Genomic DNA, 16,505 nt, shown 5'->3' on the forward strand with positions numbered 1-16,505 from the left:
TCAGGGTGCCGGGTTGGAGTAGCGGCGATGAATGTCGGCGATGCCCTGTCTCAGCTCCTCGGTGAGCACCACATGCACGCTGTCGATGTTTTCCTGCAGTTGTTCCAGGCTGGTGGCGCCAATCAGGTTGCTGGTGACAAAGGGCCGGGTGTTGACGAAGGCCAGGGCCAGCTGGGCGGGCGTCAGGCCGTGCTCATGAGCCAAGGCCACATAAGCGCTGGTGGCAGCCCGGGCATCGGCACTGTTGTAGCGCTGAAAACGGTTGTAGAGGGTGAGCCGGGCACCTTTGGGGCGGGCGCCGTTTTCGTATTTGCCGGTAAGCATGCCAAAGGCCAGGGGCGAGTAGGCCAGCAGCCCCACCTGCTCGCGCAGGGAAAACTCCGACAGGCCGATTTCATAGGTGCGGTTGAGCAGGTTGTAGGGGTTCTGAATGCCCTGAATGCGCGGATAGCCGTGGCGTTCGGCTTCCAGCAGGAATGTGTGCACGCCCCAGGGGGTTTCGTTGGACAGGCCAATGTGGCGAATTTTGCCGGCCTGCACCAGTTCATCGAGCACCGAGAGCGTTTCGGCGATGGGCACGGTATCGGCGTCGTTTTCATCCAGTTGCTCAAAACCGAGCTGGCCAAACATGTTGGTCTGGCGGTCGGGCCAGTGCAGCTGGTAGAAGTCGATGTAGTCGGTCTGCAGCCGGCGCAGGCTGTCGTCCAGGGCCTGAACGATATTGGCCCGGTCGAGCATGGGCTTGCCGTCGCGAAAGTAGGACGGGCGCTTGGGATCGTGGGCCCGGCCCACCACCTTGGTGGCCAGTATCACCCGGTCGCGGTGGCCACGGGCGGCCAGCCAGTTGCCAATCATGGTTTCGGTGGCCCCTTGAGTGTGCTCCCGGGGCGGAATGGGATAGAGCTCGGCGGTGTCGATAAGGTTGACGCCCTGATCCAGGGCCAGGTCGAGCTGAGCGTGGGCATCGGCCTCGGTGTTCTGCTCGCCCCAGGTCATGGTGCCCAGACCAATCAGGCTGACATCGATATCGGTGTTACCCAGTTTTCGGTATTGCATTGCGCTCCCCACAGGTTGGTGCCGTTTTTTGAAAAACAGCATACCAGCAAACTGTGCGGAAGATCACGGTTGTCCGGGCGGGGACCAGGGAGCAGGGATTAGGGAATGGTCGAAGCACCTGGCCTGCCATTCCCCAGTCCCAATTTCCCACTCCCTGCTTTTAAGCGCCGATAATGCCGCCGTCTTCCCGGGTGATCATCATCACGCTGGAGCGGGGCGTACTGTCGCCGCCAAAGGGGAAGTGGGAGCCGGCCAGCTCCTCGCCCGGGTGCTGAATGCCCACGAACAGGGTTTTCTGATCCGGAGTAAAGGCCAGTCCGGTGACCTCGCAGGCCACGGGGCCGGTGAGGAAACGCCGGATTTCACCGGTACCGGGATCGGCGCACAACATCTGGTTGTTGCCCTGGCCGGCAAAGTCGCCGCTGTTGGAGTAGTTGCCGTCGGTCTGAATCCACAGCCGGCCGCTCTGGTCAAAGCCGATGCCGTCGGGGCTGTTGAACATGTTGTCGGCGTTGATGTTGGCGGAGCCGGCGTAGAGGTTGTCCGCATGCACGCCGGGGTTGCCCGCCAGCACAAACAGATCCCAGTCGAACTCTGCGGCGGTGTGGCGACCACCGGCCGGGCGCCAGCGCAGGATCTGGCCGTAGTGGTTTTCGGCGCGGGGGTTGGGGCCGCCCACCGGCTGGTTGTCTTTCACGCCCCGGTTCTTGTTGTTGGTGAGGGTGCAGAATACCACCGGCTCGGTGGGGTGAGCGGCTACCCACTCGGGTCTGTCCATGGTGGTGGCGCCCACCTGAGTGGCGGCCAGGCGGGCGTGAATAAGAATGTCGGCCTGGCTGGCAAAGCCGTTTTCGGCGGTGAGGCCGTGTTTGCCGTGGGTCAGCTCCAGCCACTCGCCCTTGCCCCTGAGCTCGCCGTTCTCGCCTTCATGGAAGCGGGCCACGTACAGGGTGCCCTCGTCCAGCAGGTTCCGGTTGGCGGCCATGTCATCAGGGTTGTACTTGCCCTGGCTGACAAAACGGTACAGGTGCTCGCCACGTTCGTCGTCCCCCAGATACACCACTACATGGCCGCTGTCGTCCATCACCAGCTCGGCGTTTTCGTGCTTGAAGCGGCCCAGCGCCGTGCGTTTTACCGGCATGGCGTGCGGATCCCTGGGGTCGATTTCCACCACCCAGCCAAAGCGGTTGGGCTCGTTGGGGTGCTCGGCCAGATCAAAACGCGGGTCATGCCGGTGCCATTGCCAGCCGGCGTCTTCCCGGCCAATGCCGTAACGGGCCATGGCGGGAGTGATGTCGGCCTGCTGCCGGCTGCCGAAGTAGCCGTTGAAGTTTTCCTCGCAGGTGAGGTAGGTGCCCCAGGGGGTCATGCCGTTGGCACAGTTGTTGAAAGTGCCCAGCGCGCGCTCACCCTTGGGGTCGGCGGCGGTTTTCAGCAGATCGTGGCCCTTGGCCGGTCCGCTGATGGCCATGGGGGTGTTGGCGTGAATGCGGCGGTTGTACTGGCCGTCCTTCACCATGCGCCAGCGGCCGTCGCGCTTTTCAAGGGTGAGAATGGACACGCCGTGGGCGGCCTGGGCGCACTTGACGTCGTCGGCGCTCATGGTCTTGCCCTGGTGGGGGAACATCAGCTCGTAGTTACAGTATTCGTTGTTGTTTATAATTTCCATTATTTATCATCATCTTGCGGCGGATCACTGAAATCCTGGGGCACCACTGGGGCAAACAGGGTGTGATTTTTCATTTTCTCCCAGATCACCTCGGCTTCTGACTTGCTTGCCGAATGAATCCACTTGCCGTACACCTGCTGCAGCATTTTGTAACTGGTGTGACCCATCTGGTTGGCGATGTAAGCCAGGTTACCATGAGCGGTCAGGTTCCAGCTTGCGTAGGTGTGCCTCAGTTGATAGTAGTGGCGGTGGCGAACGCCGGATTTTTTGGTCAGCTTGCTCCACATGCTGGTGATCGCCGGCTGGGAGAAGAACAGGCCGGCCCGGCTGGTTTTATTGATTGCTGACACCAGGGGTGAAAACACCGGGCGAACAGCAATGGCCACCGGAACGCCGTCCGTGTCTACGGTAATGGTGGTCGGTAGATGCTGGTAGGTGTATTTCATCTGCGCCACCAGGGCATCAAAGGCCGGAGGCTGCAGATCTACGGTGCGGGCAAAGCCGGTTTTTGGCAGCTTAAAGCTGCGCTCCCCGCCGATGAGATCGATGACGTTGCGACGAATATGCAGTTGCCTCCTGTCGAAGTCCACGTCCTCCCAGCACAGCGCCCGCAGCTCACCAACCCGAATGCCGGTGTATACCGACACCAGGATCATGTGCCGGTGCTGTGGGTGAATGCAGGCACTGATGATTGCGCTCAGCTCTTCATTGCTGAAGGGATCGGCATTCCCCTTGCCGATCGGTATTTTCTTTATGTGCTCCGAGAAATTAATGGCGGGGTCGGTCATCTTGTTGGCCTCGCACCACTTAAGTAGGTCGCAGAAGCAGATGTAATAATAATTGGCGGTGCTTGGCTTGTACTTCTCCATTAATTCCTTTCGCAGCCCTTCAATCTCCATTGGCTTTAATGTCAGCAGCAGGCGCCCGCCGCCAATGATATTCACTGCCTGATTGATGGCGTTAATATAAGTTCGCTGGCTTGACAGTCCGATGCTTGATTGCTTTATGGGCCAATATATTTTAAGCGCCCGGCTCAGGGTGACATTCTTGTTCGACTCACCAAACGCCGTGGCTTTTTTCGAGTTGGGGAAGTGCTCGGAATATGAAAACTTGCCGGCGGCAATTTCATATTTAATGGCATTCAGTTTTTTTTCGGCGAACTTTATGTTCTGCTTGGTGGTGGGGATATCGAGCACTTCGCGGCAGCGTTGCTTCTTGTAGGTAAAGCAGATGCGAATTTTCTTGCCGTGGATCTCTACCCCCTTAACGCCACTGGTCAGATCATCAGGCTTGACTCTACCCACGCATCATACTCCTGCACGTTGTATCTGATCTGTCCGTCCGGGGCGGTTACCCATATCACGCCTTCTGGCCAGTCACCCTTTAGGCGACGGCCTTCGGCGGCTTTTTCGGTCATGCCGGTCAGTTCGGCGAATTTCTTTGGTCTTACCCAGCGGGCGCACGGGTAAGCATAGGGAGTGGGGTTACTGGCCTTTGCGCTTCTTCGCGCTGGTGTTCTTGTGGTCATTGGTCCTCTGATTTACTGCATCGATAATGGCGCGCCTGCCCGCTTCGTAATAGCAGAAGGTTTCAACTTGCTTACTGCTGGAGCGAGACTTACTCAGGCGATACTCGCCATAATCGGGGGTTTTTAACTGGTGCTGGTTGGCTATGCGCCCCACCAGGGCGGCGGTTACGCCAAGTTCGGTGGCGATCTCTGTGGCGGTCCAAGTGGCTTGCTCGCACTCTATGGGGGCTATGTCGAGCCCGAACGGTCTCAGCATGCGCGATACTTCCGCCACCTTGGCACTGTGGCTCAGGGTGGTTGAACGCACTATGTTGAGCAGTTCGCAAATAAGATCTTCATCTTCTCTGAAAGCGAGTATCAATTGCTGTTCGGACTTTGACATGGTGGCGCCTCCTGACCAGTTGGTTGAATTATGGTCAGCGGGCGCCGGGTTTAACAGGGCCATGAAATGCTATGCAAGCGGCGGCAGGATCCTGCTGTGATACCAATACCACTGCCGCCTGGCATGGGCCAGCTTTCGTTTAAGTGATCGCATTGGCATCACGCTCTTTCTTGAGCTGGTGAAGCTCCCGCTCCATTCGGCTGAGGCGGCTCATTTCTTCCCGGTAAGAACTGCCTTCTGCATAAGCTGCCGATTCGCGTTGGCGAGCAATGGAAGCCTCAAGATCGGTTATTTTTTTACTGATATCGGTCATTTTGACTTTCTCCTGGTGATGATTTTTTTACTGCTGGGCTCATTTAGCTTTCTGTTGATTGAAATAGCGGCTTTCACGGCTTCACCGCGAATAAAAGTGTGCCTGCCGCCGGGGAGTAGCCAGCCTTTGGCTTTCTCCTGTTTGATATATCCGAATGGCACGGTGGCACGACCAATGCGAATTGCCTTGGCGGCGTCTTCCGCCTGCTCTCGTTCTTTTTCAAAGGAACTCTTGTACATAATTGGCTCTCGCTTATGCGGCCTGTTTAATGGCTTCAATCAGGTGCTTGGCAGCCAGCGGCGCCACGGCGTTGCCGGCCATGTGCACGGTGAGGCGGTGGTTGTTGGGGCGCTGGATCCATGCCGGGAAGCTCATGGCGGCCAGATTCTCGTCAGCGCTGAGCATGCGCATACGGTCACCGTCTACCACGGCCCAGCGGTCACGGGTGGTAATGGTGCCAATGGGCCGGCCAGCATCCCGCCCACTCTTAGTATTCCCGTAGTAGCTCATGACAAAGCGGTCGCCGTACTGAGCCCGGCCGTTGGCGACCCGTTCGAGCGTTGCAGCCGCCCGGCCTGGCTTGTCGATGGCTGACCAGCGCCCGCCCTCCCAGTCGATGAACGAGCTGGCCGGCACATGGTCGAGTTTTGGCAGGTTAAGCCTGAGCGGCGCCTTTGAGCGGCTGGCCACGATAAACAGCCGCACCCGGTTTTGCGGCACACCCAGATCCGCGGCGTCCACCACGTGAGGTGCCAGGCTGTAACCCAGCGCATTCATGGCTGCTTCCCATGCCGGGAACAGGGTCCAGTCCACAAATTCCGGTACGTTCTCGACCAGCGCGAACTCGGGCCGGTGATACTCGGCGGCGGACACCACGGCCCAGGCGGTGGAGCGGCTGGCGTCATGCTCCGGGTTGCCGTTGGCCTTGCCCCGGGCTTTGGAATGGCCCTGGCAGCAGGGCGACGCAAGCAACAGGTCGTGGGCCGGCACCTGTGACCAGTCGGCCTGATGCAAGTCCTGGCAGGCGTGAGCGGTGTCGGGGTGGTTGACGCTATGCCAGTGCACAGCGTCGGGCCAGTGGTTGGCCGCCCATAATACGTTGGCGCCGGCCATGCGGGCGCCCGTAGAAAAGCCGCCGAAGCCGGCGAACAAATCAATGCAGTTCATGTTGGTCCTCTTTATCAGCCGAATATGGCCAGGGATACAGCGATGGGAATGATGATGAAGGCGAGGGCGACGCAGTAAACGGTGCGCGACCTTACCCTGGTTCTCTTTTTATTGGTGACGTGCCCGCACATGCAGCAGCGGACGATGCCGTCAGGTCCGCGGTGGTGCTCGTGCGGGCAAAGCGCCTGCTCCAGCCAGTGGGTCATTATCTCGAGACTCCCATCTCGGTGGCGTCCTTCAGTGCCTGCTCGCACTCCCGGTAGGTGGCTTCACCCATCACCGGGCCGCAATCCGGGCAGCCTCGGCGGGGGCGGTTGCCTTCGGCCAGGCAGACTTTGCGGCCCCACAGGCAAACCGGGCCGTTTTCGGTGTCATGCAGGGTCAGCAGGAACCAGCCGCTGCCTTCGGGGGCGCTTGGAGTCCAGTGGTTTAACGAGCCGTCACGGTCATAGGCCTCCCATACCGATTCGTCGGCGTCGTTTTCCATTCTGCTCCACAGGTACTGGATGCCCATACTGTTGAGCCAATGGTGCCAGCCATCAATGCTGGTTCCTTCGTCTAAAAAATCCTCCGGCAGGGCGGGGTGCAGGTAACTTCCGCCCGCGGCCCTGATCACCTCCACCGGCTCAAGCGCGCCCCGGCGGATCCGGTTGGTGACGTCTCCCTTGGTGAGGCGAACCGAGTGACGCATCATGTGAAGGATGTGCTTTTCATCCTTGCTTTCTATCGCCTCTCGAATGTATTCCATCAACTCGGGTGGTGCCTTGTCGGGGTATTCCGGCTCCACCTCAACCGCCCTGATGCAGCGCTCCATTTCCTCCTTGACCGCCTCGGCAACCCGGTGGCTTTCGCGGTATTCAACCCCCTCCGAGAAGGGCAGCAGCCACTCCTCGAACCGGCCGCCGGCCATCAGCTCACCCCAGGGAGCAATCTCCCCGTTGCCATGCAGGCCGGCCACGCCGGCGCTCTCGGCGGTCAGGCTTCCGATGGCGCCTTTCATGCGGCGGTTGTGCTCCACCAGGTTGGCGGCGGCCTCCATGATCAGGTAGTCGCGGCCCTGGTGCGGCTCGGCCGGCACCTGCAGGATCTGGCCGATATGATCAAGCATCTGCTGGTACTCACCGGCCACGTCGGTGGCGCATTCCAGCTTCTGGGCCAGCTCGTCGCGCTCGGCCAGGATGGCGGCGGCGTCTTCGGCCATCTGGTGATCAATGAACTCGGCAATAACGGTTTCACCGGAGTACAGCTTGCCCTCCAGCACATGGGTGACGGATAAAGTCATGATTGGTCCTCTTGGGGTGTTGCGGTAGAAGGTTTAGATTGCGGTTTCGCTGGTGGCGGACTGCTGTGCGAGCTGCATGTCCAGCTCATCCCGCTCGGCGGTCATGTCATCCAGCTGCGCCTGCAGATTACGATTGGCTTTCTCCAGCGCCTGGCAGTGGCGCCAGAGCTTTACCTCCAGCCGTGTAGCGTTGCGGATAACAGCGCCGGTTTCGGCGTGCACAACATGATGCAGGCTGCCGGCGTGGGGGCCACCGTAGGGTCTCAAGGTGTAGATCACTTGGCCTCCTGTGTGCGGCCTGGCTTCATGAAAACCAGCCAATGCGTGAGGCCTCCGCGCCCGGAAACCTGGCCGAACAGCGGCTGCTCTGGGGTGAGGGCAAGAACTTCCTTCAGCTTGACGTGGGTTTCGTTCCACTTGAACACCAGAACTCCGTGTGGCTCCAGTACGCGGAAGCACTCAGCAAAGCCCAGGCGCAAGTCTTCACGCCAGTTGTCCGACAGCTTTCCGTACTTTGCTGCCAGCCATGACTTGGGACCGGCCCGCTCCAGGTGTGGCGGGTCGAATGCGACCAGCTTGAATGCCCCGTCGGGAAACGGCAGGTCGCGAAAGTCGAGCATTACGTCAGGTTCAATGCGCAAGGTTCTTGTGCCGTCCGCTTTGCCGTGGCTCCTGTCGGTGACTGTAATCACCTCGTGTCGCTGGTCACCGAAAATCACATTCGGGTTTTGACGGTCAAACCACATCATTCGTGAGCCGCAGCAGGGATCCAGCACCGAGGGCTGCAGCAATTGTGGATTCTCTGAAGCCTCACTCATTGGGCCTCCTTGCGCAGGTGGTCAGCGTGATCCATCAGCTCGTAATAACAAATTCTCCCATTCGAGGAGACATTGATTCGGCTCATAGCGTCTTCAATGGCTCTGGCCTTAACCTCAGCCAGGCTGGCGACAGGGCGGCGACGAGTTACCTGTAACGTCTCCCAGGGTGTCTGGTGGTCATAGCGCATAGAGCCGTCATCAGGGCCCTGGGTGTTGTGCCTGTCTATCAGATCGGCCAACTCGGTAGCACATCTTCCGGCATGTAAGGCCAGTTCTGTTGCGTGCGCCGCCAGCTCGTCCCGTTCCTGTCTCAATTTCTCGCATTCTTGAGATAGCGAACTAATCCGCTTTGCCCCATCCATAAGCGCGTTGTACTCACCGCCATCTTCTTCTTTTGCTGTGGCAATAAAAGACAGCGCTCGGATTATCAATTCATTGCTGGATTCACCTTCTTTGCTCACTCCGGCCTCCATTTCAGCTTGTTGTTGTTCCAGCGCCTCCCGGCCTACCGGATCCAGGCGCTCGATGATGCGATCTATGTGCCCTGGTGTGCTCACGCTGCGGCCTCCTGCGGCTTGGTGACGATGCCCAGCCGGACGCCCTCGTCACGGATGGCTGTCATGTCCTCGGTGCTGTAGCCCCAGATATGGCCGCCGCTCAGGCGGGTATGGGTGAAGTACCCCGGGTTGAACTGATGACCGAGTCGGATGTAATCGCGCAGCACCTCTACCACGCCGCGCAGGGTGCCGCCGCTGGTAAAGCCGCGCCACTTTCGTTCGGTATGGGTATAGATGCGGCGCCGGCTGTAGTAGTCAACGAACCACACCCGGCCACGGGCGTCCTGCTCCAGGGTGGCGTAGTGGCCATCGTGGAAAAAGAAACGGCGACCGTGGTCGCCGATAAATCTGAGCCATTCATTGGCCTTGTCCGCCCGCTCGCTGGGGGCCGGGTCGGGCAGCTCATAGAAGCTGTCGCAGCCACACTTGGGGCAAACCAGGGTGGTGATTTCCAGCTTGTCCATTTTCTCGGTGGTGCGGTTCTTTTCGTCATCGGTGCCGGTCCAGCGACAGTGCCGGCGGCTGCATTCGTATCGCTTGGTCATGGATTATCGGCCTCCAGTTCGGGTATGAGTCCGGCAAACATCCTCAGATTTCGCTTGAGTCGCTCTTCGCCGGTAAAGTTCAGTTCGTGCAGGTCTTCATCGGGAGCCAGCATGATGTGGGATACATCAATGTCCCGAATATCGCGACCGATAGCCGCCTCGTCACCGTTAAATCCTCGGAACCAGGCGTTGCCGTTGGGGTACATGCAGCGCAGCTCTTCGCCGCTGTGCAGGCGAATGTGATAGACGTCCTTATACCGGCCGCCGTCGTATTCAAACCAGATGCCGATTTGGCTGGGGTGGTGGTTCAGCATGTTGCTTGCTCCTTCAGCTTGGCGTCCTCAAACCGGACAATGCTCCGGCGGTGCCCGGTTTGCTCGTCCGGGCCGTCGTCATGCAGTTTGACCAGGTAGCAGCCGGGGGAGTGGTGACAGGCAACGTCGGTGATCACGCCAATGTTCAGCTCGGTGCCCACCGGCAGCGGCGGCTGAATGTTGTGCTCTGCCAGCCACGCCCGCTCTGCTTCTTTGAGTGCGCCACTGACGAAGGCGCCCATGCACCCCAGGTCATCCACCAGCACGCTGTTGACGTGCCAGCCGTGGTTGTCGTCCAGCGACTTGGCCAGCTCGTAGCTGTCCATATGGTGACGGTAGCAGCAGGTCAGGTGTTCAATGGCTTCGTCTTTGCTTACGCCGATCTCATCGAGCGGAAAGTAGGGCTGGCTTACCAGCTTCTCGGCGGCGGCCTTGATCATGTCAGGGGTGAGGGTGGGGCGGGGCGGGTTGAACATGGGTGCCTCCTGGCATTCATTGGATTTGTGTTTGGCCTTGCAGGACTTTGAGCAGAAGCGGCCCCAGCCGCGTTTTACATCTGCTGCGCGCACCTGCATGGGCTTGCTGCAGGTTGCGCAGGGGCGCTCTACCTTGGCGCCCCGGGTGGGTTTCTTAGGCTGCATCTTCCTGGCCCTTCAGGTACTGGCGTAGTCCATCCTGAACCGTGCGGATCAGCAGACAAAGGCGCTCATAGTAGGGGTTGGGTTTCTGGGGAATATCCCATTCGTAAAAGCTGCACTCGAAAAGCAGTTCGCAAAGGTCACGCTCGTAACTAATGAGGAAGTGCCTGTGCGCCAGATCTTCAAGGCCAATGCTGTCATCCCACAACAGGCGGGCGTCCTCCGCGCTCAGGTCTTCCGGGCGCTGCCGGCGAACACGAAGAATGGCCTGTTTGCAGGCGAGCTCTACGGCGTCTTCATCGTTTACTTCATCCCGGATGCTGCCCGCAAGGTTTCCCGCCAGATAGTGCTCGTCGCAGCTGACGAAGAACTGGGCGATGTTCCTACTACCCATAGCCGGCCAGAAGCTGGCCCAGCTTTGCCCGAAGCTCTCGATGATAATTTTGCCGCGGCCGGGCCCCATGTCTTCCAGGATGACGGTGACCGGATCCAGTTTCTCCAGCTCGGTCAGGCGGAGCTTGGTGACGCTGCTGACTTCCAGTTTCATGATGCCTCCTTGGCGATCAGTGGCGCTTTGCCCGTAGCCCCGCAGCGCTGGCATGGCTCGTATCTGTTGCCGTCAATGTGGTCCCAGCCTGCCCAGGCCTTTCCGCTGCCTTGGCACACGGCGCAGTTGCCGGTGTCTCGCTCGTAGTCCAGCTTTGCCTGACGAGTTTCTGCCTCGGTCACGGCAGCGCGGTCCAGCTTTACGCCCTGCCATGAACGCCTGCCTTTGTTGGTGCCGGACTTGACGGTGTAGGGGATGCCGCCTTTAACAATCAGGTCGTTGGTGTCGCCTACTCGCTCCCACCCGGACATTGCCCAGCCAGCTGGGGCGGCCAGCTTCTTCCTGGCCGCCTCCTCAATGAAATTGAGCGGTTTCATGATGCCTCCTTGGCTTTGGCGATAGCGGCCCGCACGATCTTTGCGTTACGACTATCGGCTGATGCCGCGTAGTTAAGGCTCTCCAGTGCAGCTAGTAGCTCATCACGCTGCCGCTCCAATTCCAGCAGCTGATTGCCGAACGCCATGGCCAGCCCTTTTGTTTCCAGGTCTTCGGTGCTGAGCCCGTGGCAAGCGTTCCAGCAAGCGACCAGCCGGCGCTGGTTGTCAGGGTTGTGCGCCGTAGCTATATAGTCGGACTGATGATCAAGAATGGCGCCGCAGGTGCAGTCACCATTCGCGCAGGTGTGCAGCAGGCCCTGGCTTAGTTTGGTCATGCCGCCTCCTTAACCTTCCAGCTCCTGGCCATGCGCTTGAAACGGTTGCCGCCCTGCTTGGGGCCGGTACCGCGACCAAGCAGGCGTCTCTCTACCTGCCGGCGGGAGTAGCCCGCGGTCATTACCGATGCGCGCTTGAAGCCGTGGCGCACCAGCACCATGGGTGGCTTGCGTTTGTGCGTCTGGCATATCATTTGATTGACGGCCATATCCATGGCAGTGAAGAAGCTGTCTGATTTGTCGGTGGGTTTCATCCGACGAATGTACAGCTTGCCCTTGCGGTACTTGCTCATGCGGCTTTCTCCCTTTCTTCGCGCTCAGCCTGTTGGTACTCGCTGCCGGTTATCTCGGTGCAACCGGTAAGGGTGGCGGAGGTGGCCAAGTACAGGGTGCCGTTGTACTCGGTGATGGCTATGCCACACAGCAGGATGTTTCCCCAGTTGGTGCCCAGGGCTTGATAGAGCCCGTCCTTTGATACCGTGTCGGGCTCCGGCCAGTGTTGCTTAACTCTGGCTCTCAGCTCCTTGAGCTCGGCGCTGTGGCCGGTCAACCGGCTGCGAACCTTGCTGAGCCCCCCATAGTTCGGGTCCGGCCTGGTCCACAGGTGCCGGTCTTCCCGGACGTCGAAGCCGTTAAGGCGCATGCCATGGTAGCGGTACTCCCTGGCGCACTGGCCAATCACCGGCATGGCGTCAAACTCGTTGCAGCAGGCCTGGGCGCGGTCGCGCAGGTCGTGGGCGTCGGCCATCATTTTTTGGTAGGCGGCAATCACTGCCGGCTCGCTGGTTTTGTAGTATTTGGTGCTCATGCTGCCTGCTCCTTGCCGTCACGTTCTTCCCCACCCATGGCCTCAATCAGATCGGCAATAAAACGGGTCAGCTCGCCGGTGATCAGGGTGAAGTCAGCGTCAAAGCGGGCGAGGACGTCTTCGGTGCCCACGTCGTCGTTCTGCTCGCGCAGCTCTTCCGAAAACTTCATGCGCTTGATGCTCATGTCGTCCTTCAGCACAAAGCTCAGGCTGTCGGCCCAGTTCAGGGCCAGGCTGGTGACCAGCTTGTCGGCATCGAGGTGGGCCTTCATTTCGTCATCCAGCAGGTTCTGCTGCTTGGCTCGGATAATGCCGCCATGCTCCAGCGCTGAGCGCAGTTCGGCCTCGTCCTCCAGGCTGAAGCCGGCCGGTGCCTGCTGCGCCTTCAGCCAGTCGGTCAGGGTCAGCTCGGGCGGGGTGGTCATGGCCAGCGGTACCACCGGTAGTGAGCCAATGCTCTTGCGCAGCAGGGCCAGCACATCTTCTGCGCGGCGGACGGAGCTGGCGTCCACGGCAATAAAGCCGGCATCCGGGTTTATCCAGGCCATGGTCTGCTGAAAGCGACTGAAGGCGCGGGGCAACAGGCTGACGATCACCTCTTCCTTGATGGCGTCCTTCTCTTTTTTCTTCAGCGCCCGGCCTTCCTCGGCCTCCAGCGCTTCCACCTTCTCGGCTACTTCATCATTGACCACGGAGGTCGGCAGCATCTTTTCTTCCCGCTTGGCGCAGATCAGAATCTGCCGGCCGGCGATGTGGGTCAGGGTCTGGCCCTGTTTGCCCAGCGGGGATACCCAGCCGAACCGGGTTTGCTCCTGGCTGCCGCAGGGGGTGAAGGGCAGGGTGGCCAGTTGTTGCTCCAGCTCCTCGGCGGTCAGCTCAAAGGGGCAGGTGAAGCGGTAAATCATCAGGCTTTTGAAAATCATGGGTTGGTCCTCTTGTTGGTTATGCGGCTTTCTCTTGCTTGGCCTGGCGGCGCAGTTCGTCTTTGCGCTCCTTCATCCAGATGCGGGCGGCGCTTCGGGCCTGCTCGCAGGCGTGGCGGGCGGTTTTGTCACCCAGTCCCGGGTGCTTGGCCAGCTGCGCGACGGTGGCCGACAGCAGATCCAGCACGGTGCAGTAGCCCAGGCTGATCAGCTTGTTGGTTAGCTGCGTGGTCATCCCCAGGGTTTCGATGCCGGTGTCGCGGGCCCACAGGTGTCGCTGGTAGTGGTCCGGGTGGCTGTCCTGGCAGCGGCGCAGGATCAGCTCCTGCAGGTCGGTCAGCAGCTCGCCGGGCACGGCACCGGTGTAATGGCTGGTGTCGGGGTGCTCGGGTCGCAGGTATTCATCCACCAGCACCAGGGCGCAATGGCCGGTGGTGGTGCGGATTTCGGCATGCCACTCCAAATCGCCCACCAGATCCATGTCACCACAGCGGTGGTAGCGCAGGCCGAAGTTGAACTGGTAGACATACCAGGCAACGCCATCCTCGCCCTCGTAGGTTTTGTTGATCACGCTGCCGTCGTTGTCCATCAACCGCAGGCGGGCGTTTTCCAGCTCCTCTTTCATGCGCAGGTTGTCTTTCACCAGGTCAGCCAGGCGCTTTTCGGTTTCGGCGCGGTCGTTGCGGATCTGGATGTTGGTGGCGCGCAGCTGATCCGCGGCCTTCCTGAGCTCAACCAGCTCCTGCTGCTTGGCCTTGTTCTGCTTGCGCAGTCGCTCCATGCCTTCCAGCTCGCTCTGTGCGTTTTTCAGCTCCTTGGCCAGAGTGATGCGCTCCCGAGACAGTTGCTTGGTGGCGTCCTGCTCCAGGGCAAGCCGGGCCTCGCTGGATGCCAGGGCGGCAGCCATTTCGGCCTTGTCCGCCACCGCGCCGTCGCGGTCGGCCCGGGCCTGACGCAGCTCGGCTTCCTTGCTCTCGGCTTTGAGCTGCAGGTTGCTGATTTGCTCGTCCCGACGCTCTACCTCGCCGATCAGCTCGTTGTAGTCGTCAGCCTCGGCGCTGGCGGCGTCGGTCAGGCTCTGGTGATGAATGTTGAGCAAGCCGGTCTCACTCAGCAGGGTATCCAGGATCCCGGCGGAGGCCCCGGCGGCCAGCTCGCGCGCGGTGTTAATCTGGGCGCGCAGGCCGGTAAAGGCGCTGTTGATAACGGTGTTTAAATCGGGTCTTTGCATGCCGTGTTGCTCCCCTTAACAATGTTCACAAGGCGATCTATCTCCCGCCTGTCTGGCTTCAGGCTATCTGGCTTTGCTACCCACTTTCCCTTCAGGAATCCGCCGGGGATTAGCGACGTTTCGCTTTTCAGCTCGTTGCCCCAGTGGTCCCAGCCGGGCGCCGAATCTCTGGCGAACAGCTCAATGCGCGGCACGTCACCCAGCAGATCTACCAGGTGATCGCGAAACTCGGGTGGCTTGGCGCTGTGCTCCATGCGGGGGTAAATCTGCAGCTGGCAGATGCCGGCGTTCACGCGGGGCGGCAGCTTGCCCTTGACTGCAAACAGCATGTCCTCGCTATTGGCCCGGGTCATGTGGCCCATGCCGATGGCGTGTTTGTCGGTCTTGTTTTTGTAGGTTTTGCCCCAGGTAAAGCCTTTCATGGTCATCAGCCGAAAGCCCCAGGCATCGATCACCTTGAGCGCTTCGGCGGGCATGGTTGGTACATGCCACATCGCCAGCAGGCAGCTTTCGGCGGCCAGGGTGTGCACCGGCAGCCGGCAAATGTCGGTCAGGTTCATTACCGGGTACTTGAAGTGGGCGCCGCGCTCGCCGCTGTTGCACTTATCGCGGTATTGCCAGGGCGGGTCCGCATAAATCAGGGTGTACTTCAAAGCTGGTGCTCCTTTTCTATCCGCTTCAGCTCCAGGTCAAAGGCCAATCGGGCGGCCCGCTTGCGGGTCTGGTTGCTGGTGAATGAGGTGGGCGCCGCGGGCTTGCCGCCGCTTCGGTCGCGCAGGCATTGCACACAGCTTTTGCTGCTGGTGTAGCGGTAATCGACGTGGCCGCGCCGGCAGGCCTCGCCGGTCCAGTAAAACTTGAGGCCCCTTGCCTGGGCCTCTTCCAGTGACACGCAGGGCTCTTCCATAACTGCCTCCGTGGGTGAGGGCCGGGTTGCCCCGGCCTGATTGGGTTACTGGCCTTTCAGTGCAATGGCGCGCTGGGTGTAGGCCTGCTGAATGGCGGCTTTGTCGGCATCCGACAACTGCTTGTTCATGCCAATTTCCTTGCCCAGGGCATTCAGCTCCTGCAGGGTCTGGCACTCGCCAATGTAAATCTTGAACTCGTCCGCCGGGCTGGGCGGTGCGTCGTCTTCCTGCTGGTACACCTCGCCGGTGTCGCGGTCGAACTCGGCTTGTTCGGGCTCGGCCGGCTCGTCGTCAACCACCACCTCCTCGGCGTCCTGCTGGTAGGCGCGCATGGCTTCGCGGCGTTTCTTCGCGCGCTCGGCCATTTCTTCCATGCGGCTTTTGGCGTCGTCGCCCGGTGGGTTTATCTCCACCTCTGGTTGCAGCTCGTCCACCGTGTACACGCCCATGATCACGTCCGGGGTATACAGTCGGGACCAGCGTTTCACTGCCAGGTAACACAGCTGCTGATAAGGATCGTCGGCCCACAGGGTGGAGTTGCGGGTGCGAGCCTGGGTGAGCAGCAGTTCAATGGTTTCGGTCTTGCCGTTGGTAAGCGTGGCGCTCACCTCAACGCCACAGCCCTCTTCGTCTTGCGGGGTCCAGGCGGGCACCCGGTAGGTGCTCTTTTTGCCATCCTTGTTGCTCTCGCGCACCGCGAACTTGCCCAGCACCCGCTCCCAGGGGCCGAACTTGCGGTAAGAGAACCGGCCCTTGATAACGCCCGAGTTCACAATCACGGCGTTGACCAGTTGCGCCTCGTAGCCCAGCACACCGTTAACCAGATGGGTTTTCTGCATCACCGGGAAGGGGTTCATGCCCCACTGCATGGCCTGCAGGCAGATGGCAAAGCAATCCGCCTTTTTGCCGCGCAGGTGCTGGGGTGTGGACACGGTGCCCTCGGCCATCAGGGTGGCCAGGCTGTCGATGCTCTGCATCAGCGCCGGGTTCATCATCAGCGACAGCACGCTCTGCTGGCCGCGCTCATTGGCCACGCTGGCCGGGTGGCTGACCACCGGAGCGGCGGCCGGCTGCTGGTATTGCTCTTGTTGTTGTCCGAACATGATC

At 60.4% G+C, this 16,505-nt stretch carries 26 protein-coding genes; all 26 read right to left on the reverse strand.

Annotation, left to right across the window (positions count from 1 at the left end; all coding sequences use genetic code 11):
* Positions 1 to 1,056, reverse strand: a complete 1,056-nt coding sequence (locus PU634_RS04830; RefSeq protein WP_306762928.1) for an NADP(H)-dependent aldo-keto reductase — start codon at positions 1,054 to 1,056, stop codon at positions 1 to 3.
* A 160-nt stretch (positions 1,057 to 1,216) separates the two neighbouring features.
* Complete coding sequence (locus PU634_RS04835) at positions 1,217 to 2,725, reverse strand: PhoX family protein (protein ID WP_306762929.1); 1,509 nt, start codon at positions 2,723 to 2,725, stop codon at positions 1,217 to 1,219.
* Positions 2,725 to 4,029 carry a site-specific integrase gene (locus PU634_RS04840; protein ID WP_306762930.1) on the reverse strand — a complete coding sequence of 435 codons (1,305 nt, stop codon included), beginning with the start codon at positions 4,027 to 4,029 and terminating at the stop codon, positions 2,725 to 2,727. Before PU634_RS04840 ends, PU634_RS04835 begins: the two co-directional genes overlap by 1 nt.
* Positions 4,002 to 4,253, reverse strand: coding sequence for an excisionase family protein (xisR, locus tag PU634_RS17250; protein WP_503366774.1), 252 nt, complete (start codon positions 4,251 to 4,253; stop codon positions 4,002 to 4,004). Before xisR ends, PU634_RS04840 begins: the two co-directional genes overlap by 28 nt.
* Positions 4,210 to 4,635, reverse strand: coding sequence for a hypothetical protein (locus PU634_RS04845; RefSeq protein ID WP_306762931.1), 426 nt, complete (start codon positions 4,633 to 4,635; stop codon positions 4,210 to 4,212). The genes xisR and PU634_RS04845 overlap by 44 nt, the downstream gene beginning before the upstream one ends.
* A 139-nt stretch (positions 4,636 to 4,774) precedes the next feature.
* Positions 4,775 to 4,948, reverse strand: coding sequence for a hypothetical protein (locus tag PU634_RS04850; protein WP_306762932.1), 174 nt, complete (start codon positions 4,946 to 4,948; stop codon positions 4,775 to 4,777).
* Positions 4,945 to 5,187: a hypothetical protein gene (locus PU634_RS04855; RefSeq protein ID WP_306762933.1), complete on the reverse strand. Its 243-nt coding sequence runs from the start codon at positions 5,185 to 5,187 to the stop codon at positions 4,945 to 4,947. The genes PU634_RS04850 and PU634_RS04855 overlap by 4 nt, the downstream gene beginning before the upstream one ends.
* A gap of 13 nt (positions 5,188 to 5,200) precedes the next feature.
* Entirely contained in the window at positions 5,201 to 6,115 is a 915-nt protein-coding gene (locus PU634_RS04860) for a DNA cytosine methyltransferase (RefSeq protein WP_306762934.1), read from the reverse strand.
* 14 nt (positions 6,116 to 6,129) lie between these two features.
* Positions 6,130 to 6,321, reverse strand: a complete 192-nt coding sequence (locus PU634_RS04865; RefSeq protein WP_306762935.1) for a hypothetical protein — start codon at positions 6,319 to 6,321, stop codon at positions 6,130 to 6,132.
* Positions 6,321 to 7,397: a hypothetical protein gene (locus tag PU634_RS04870; RefSeq protein WP_306762936.1), complete on the reverse strand. Its 1,077-nt coding sequence runs from the start codon at positions 7,395 to 7,397 to the stop codon at positions 6,321 to 6,323. Before PU634_RS04870 ends, PU634_RS04865 begins: the two co-directional genes overlap by 1 nt.
* Positions 7,398 to 7,430: 33 nt before the next feature.
* Positions 7,431 to 7,676 (reverse strand): hypothetical protein, encoded by a 246-nt coding sequence (locus tag PU634_RS04875; protein WP_306762937.1) that lies wholly within the window; start codon positions 7,674 to 7,676, stop codon positions 7,431 to 7,433.
* A complete protein-coding gene (locus PU634_RS04880) occupies positions 7,673 to 8,215 on the reverse strand; it encodes a class I SAM-dependent methyltransferase (RefSeq protein ID WP_306762938.1) in 543 nt (180 codons plus the stop codon). Before PU634_RS04880 ends, PU634_RS04875 begins: the two co-directional genes overlap by 4 nt.
* Positions 8,212 to 8,772 carry a hypothetical protein gene (locus tag PU634_RS04885; protein ID WP_306762939.1) on the reverse strand — a complete coding sequence of 187 codons (561 nt, stop codon included), beginning with the start codon at positions 8,770 to 8,772 and terminating at the stop codon, positions 8,212 to 8,214. Before PU634_RS04885 ends, PU634_RS04880 begins: the two co-directional genes overlap by 4 nt.
* Positions 8,769 to 9,317: a YoqU family phage-derived protein gene (locus tag PU634_RS04890; protein ID WP_306762940.1), complete on the reverse strand. Its 549-nt coding sequence runs from the start codon at positions 9,315 to 9,317 to the stop codon at positions 8,769 to 8,771. The genes PU634_RS04885 and PU634_RS04890 overlap by 4 nt, the downstream gene beginning before the upstream one ends.
* Entirely contained in the window at positions 9,314 to 9,631 is a 318-nt protein-coding gene (locus PU634_RS04895) for a hypothetical protein (RefSeq protein WP_306762941.1), read from the reverse strand. Before PU634_RS04895 ends, PU634_RS04890 begins: the two co-directional genes overlap by 4 nt.
* Positions 9,625 to 10,272, reverse strand: coding sequence for a hypothetical protein (locus PU634_RS04900; RefSeq protein WP_306762942.1), 648 nt, complete (start codon positions 10,270 to 10,272; stop codon positions 9,625 to 9,627). Before PU634_RS04900 ends, PU634_RS04895 begins: the two co-directional genes overlap by 7 nt.
* Entirely contained in the window at positions 10,262 to 10,816 is a 555-nt protein-coding gene (locus tag PU634_RS04905; protein WP_306762943.1) for a phiTE_072 family protein, read from the reverse strand. The genes PU634_RS04900 and PU634_RS04905 overlap by 11 nt, the downstream gene beginning before the upstream one ends.
* Positions 10,813 to 11,193 carry a hypothetical protein gene (locus tag PU634_RS04910; RefSeq protein ID WP_306762944.1) on the reverse strand — a complete coding sequence of 127 codons (381 nt, stop codon included), beginning with the start codon at positions 11,191 to 11,193 and terminating at the stop codon, positions 10,813 to 10,815. Before PU634_RS04910 ends, PU634_RS04905 begins: the two co-directional genes overlap by 4 nt.
* Positions 11,190 to 11,528 (reverse strand): hypothetical protein, encoded by a 339-nt coding sequence (locus PU634_RS04915; RefSeq protein WP_306762945.1) that lies wholly within the window; start codon positions 11,526 to 11,528, stop codon positions 11,190 to 11,192. The genes PU634_RS04910 and PU634_RS04915 overlap by 4 nt, the downstream gene beginning before the upstream one ends.
* Complete coding sequence (locus PU634_RS04920) at positions 11,525 to 11,821, reverse strand: hypothetical protein (protein ID WP_306762946.1); 297 nt, start codon at positions 11,819 to 11,821, stop codon at positions 11,525 to 11,527. The genes PU634_RS04915 and PU634_RS04920 overlap by 4 nt, the downstream gene beginning before the upstream one ends.
* Positions 11,818 to 12,336 carry a Mu-Gp12 family protein gene (locus PU634_RS04925; protein WP_306762947.1) on the reverse strand — a complete coding sequence of 173 codons (519 nt, stop codon included), beginning with the start codon at positions 12,334 to 12,336 and terminating at the stop codon, positions 11,818 to 11,820. The genes PU634_RS04920 and PU634_RS04925 overlap by 4 nt, the downstream gene beginning before the upstream one ends.
* Positions 12,333 to 13,259 (reverse strand): recombination-associated protein RdgC, encoded by a 927-nt coding sequence (rdgC, locus tag PU634_RS04930; RefSeq protein WP_306762948.1) that lies wholly within the window; start codon positions 13,257 to 13,259, stop codon positions 12,333 to 12,335. The genes PU634_RS04925 and rdgC overlap by 4 nt, the downstream gene beginning before the upstream one ends.
* Positions 13,260 to 13,278: 19 nt before the next feature.
* Positions 13,279 to 14,490: a helix-hairpin-helix domain-containing protein gene (locus PU634_RS04935; protein ID WP_306762949.1), complete on the reverse strand. Its 1,212-nt coding sequence runs from the start codon at positions 14,488 to 14,490 to the stop codon at positions 13,279 to 13,281.
* On the reverse strand, positions 14,472 to 15,143 hold the full coding sequence (locus PU634_RS04940) for an MT-A70 family methyltransferase (protein ID WP_306762950.1): 672 nt from the start codon (positions 15,141 to 15,143) through the stop codon (positions 14,472 to 14,474). Before PU634_RS04940 ends, PU634_RS04935 begins: the two co-directional genes overlap by 19 nt.
* On the reverse strand, positions 15,140 to 15,397 hold the full coding sequence (locus PU634_RS04945; RefSeq protein WP_306762951.1) for a hypothetical protein: 258 nt from the start codon (positions 15,395 to 15,397) through the stop codon (positions 15,140 to 15,142). The genes PU634_RS04940 and PU634_RS04945 overlap by 4 nt, the downstream gene beginning before the upstream one ends.
* Positions 15,398 to 15,442: 45 nt before the next feature.
* A complete protein-coding gene (locus PU634_RS04950) occupies positions 15,443 to 16,501 on the reverse strand; it encodes a RecT family recombinase (protein WP_306762952.1) in 1,059 nt (352 codons plus the stop codon).
* Between the last annotated feature and the right edge of the window lie 4 nt (positions 16,502 to 16,505).

It is taken from the genome of Oceanimonas pelagia, assembly GCF_030849025.1.
Taxonomy (GTDB): Bacteria; Pseudomonadota; Gammaproteobacteria; order Enterobacterales; family Aeromonadaceae; genus Oceanimonas; species Oceanimonas pelagia.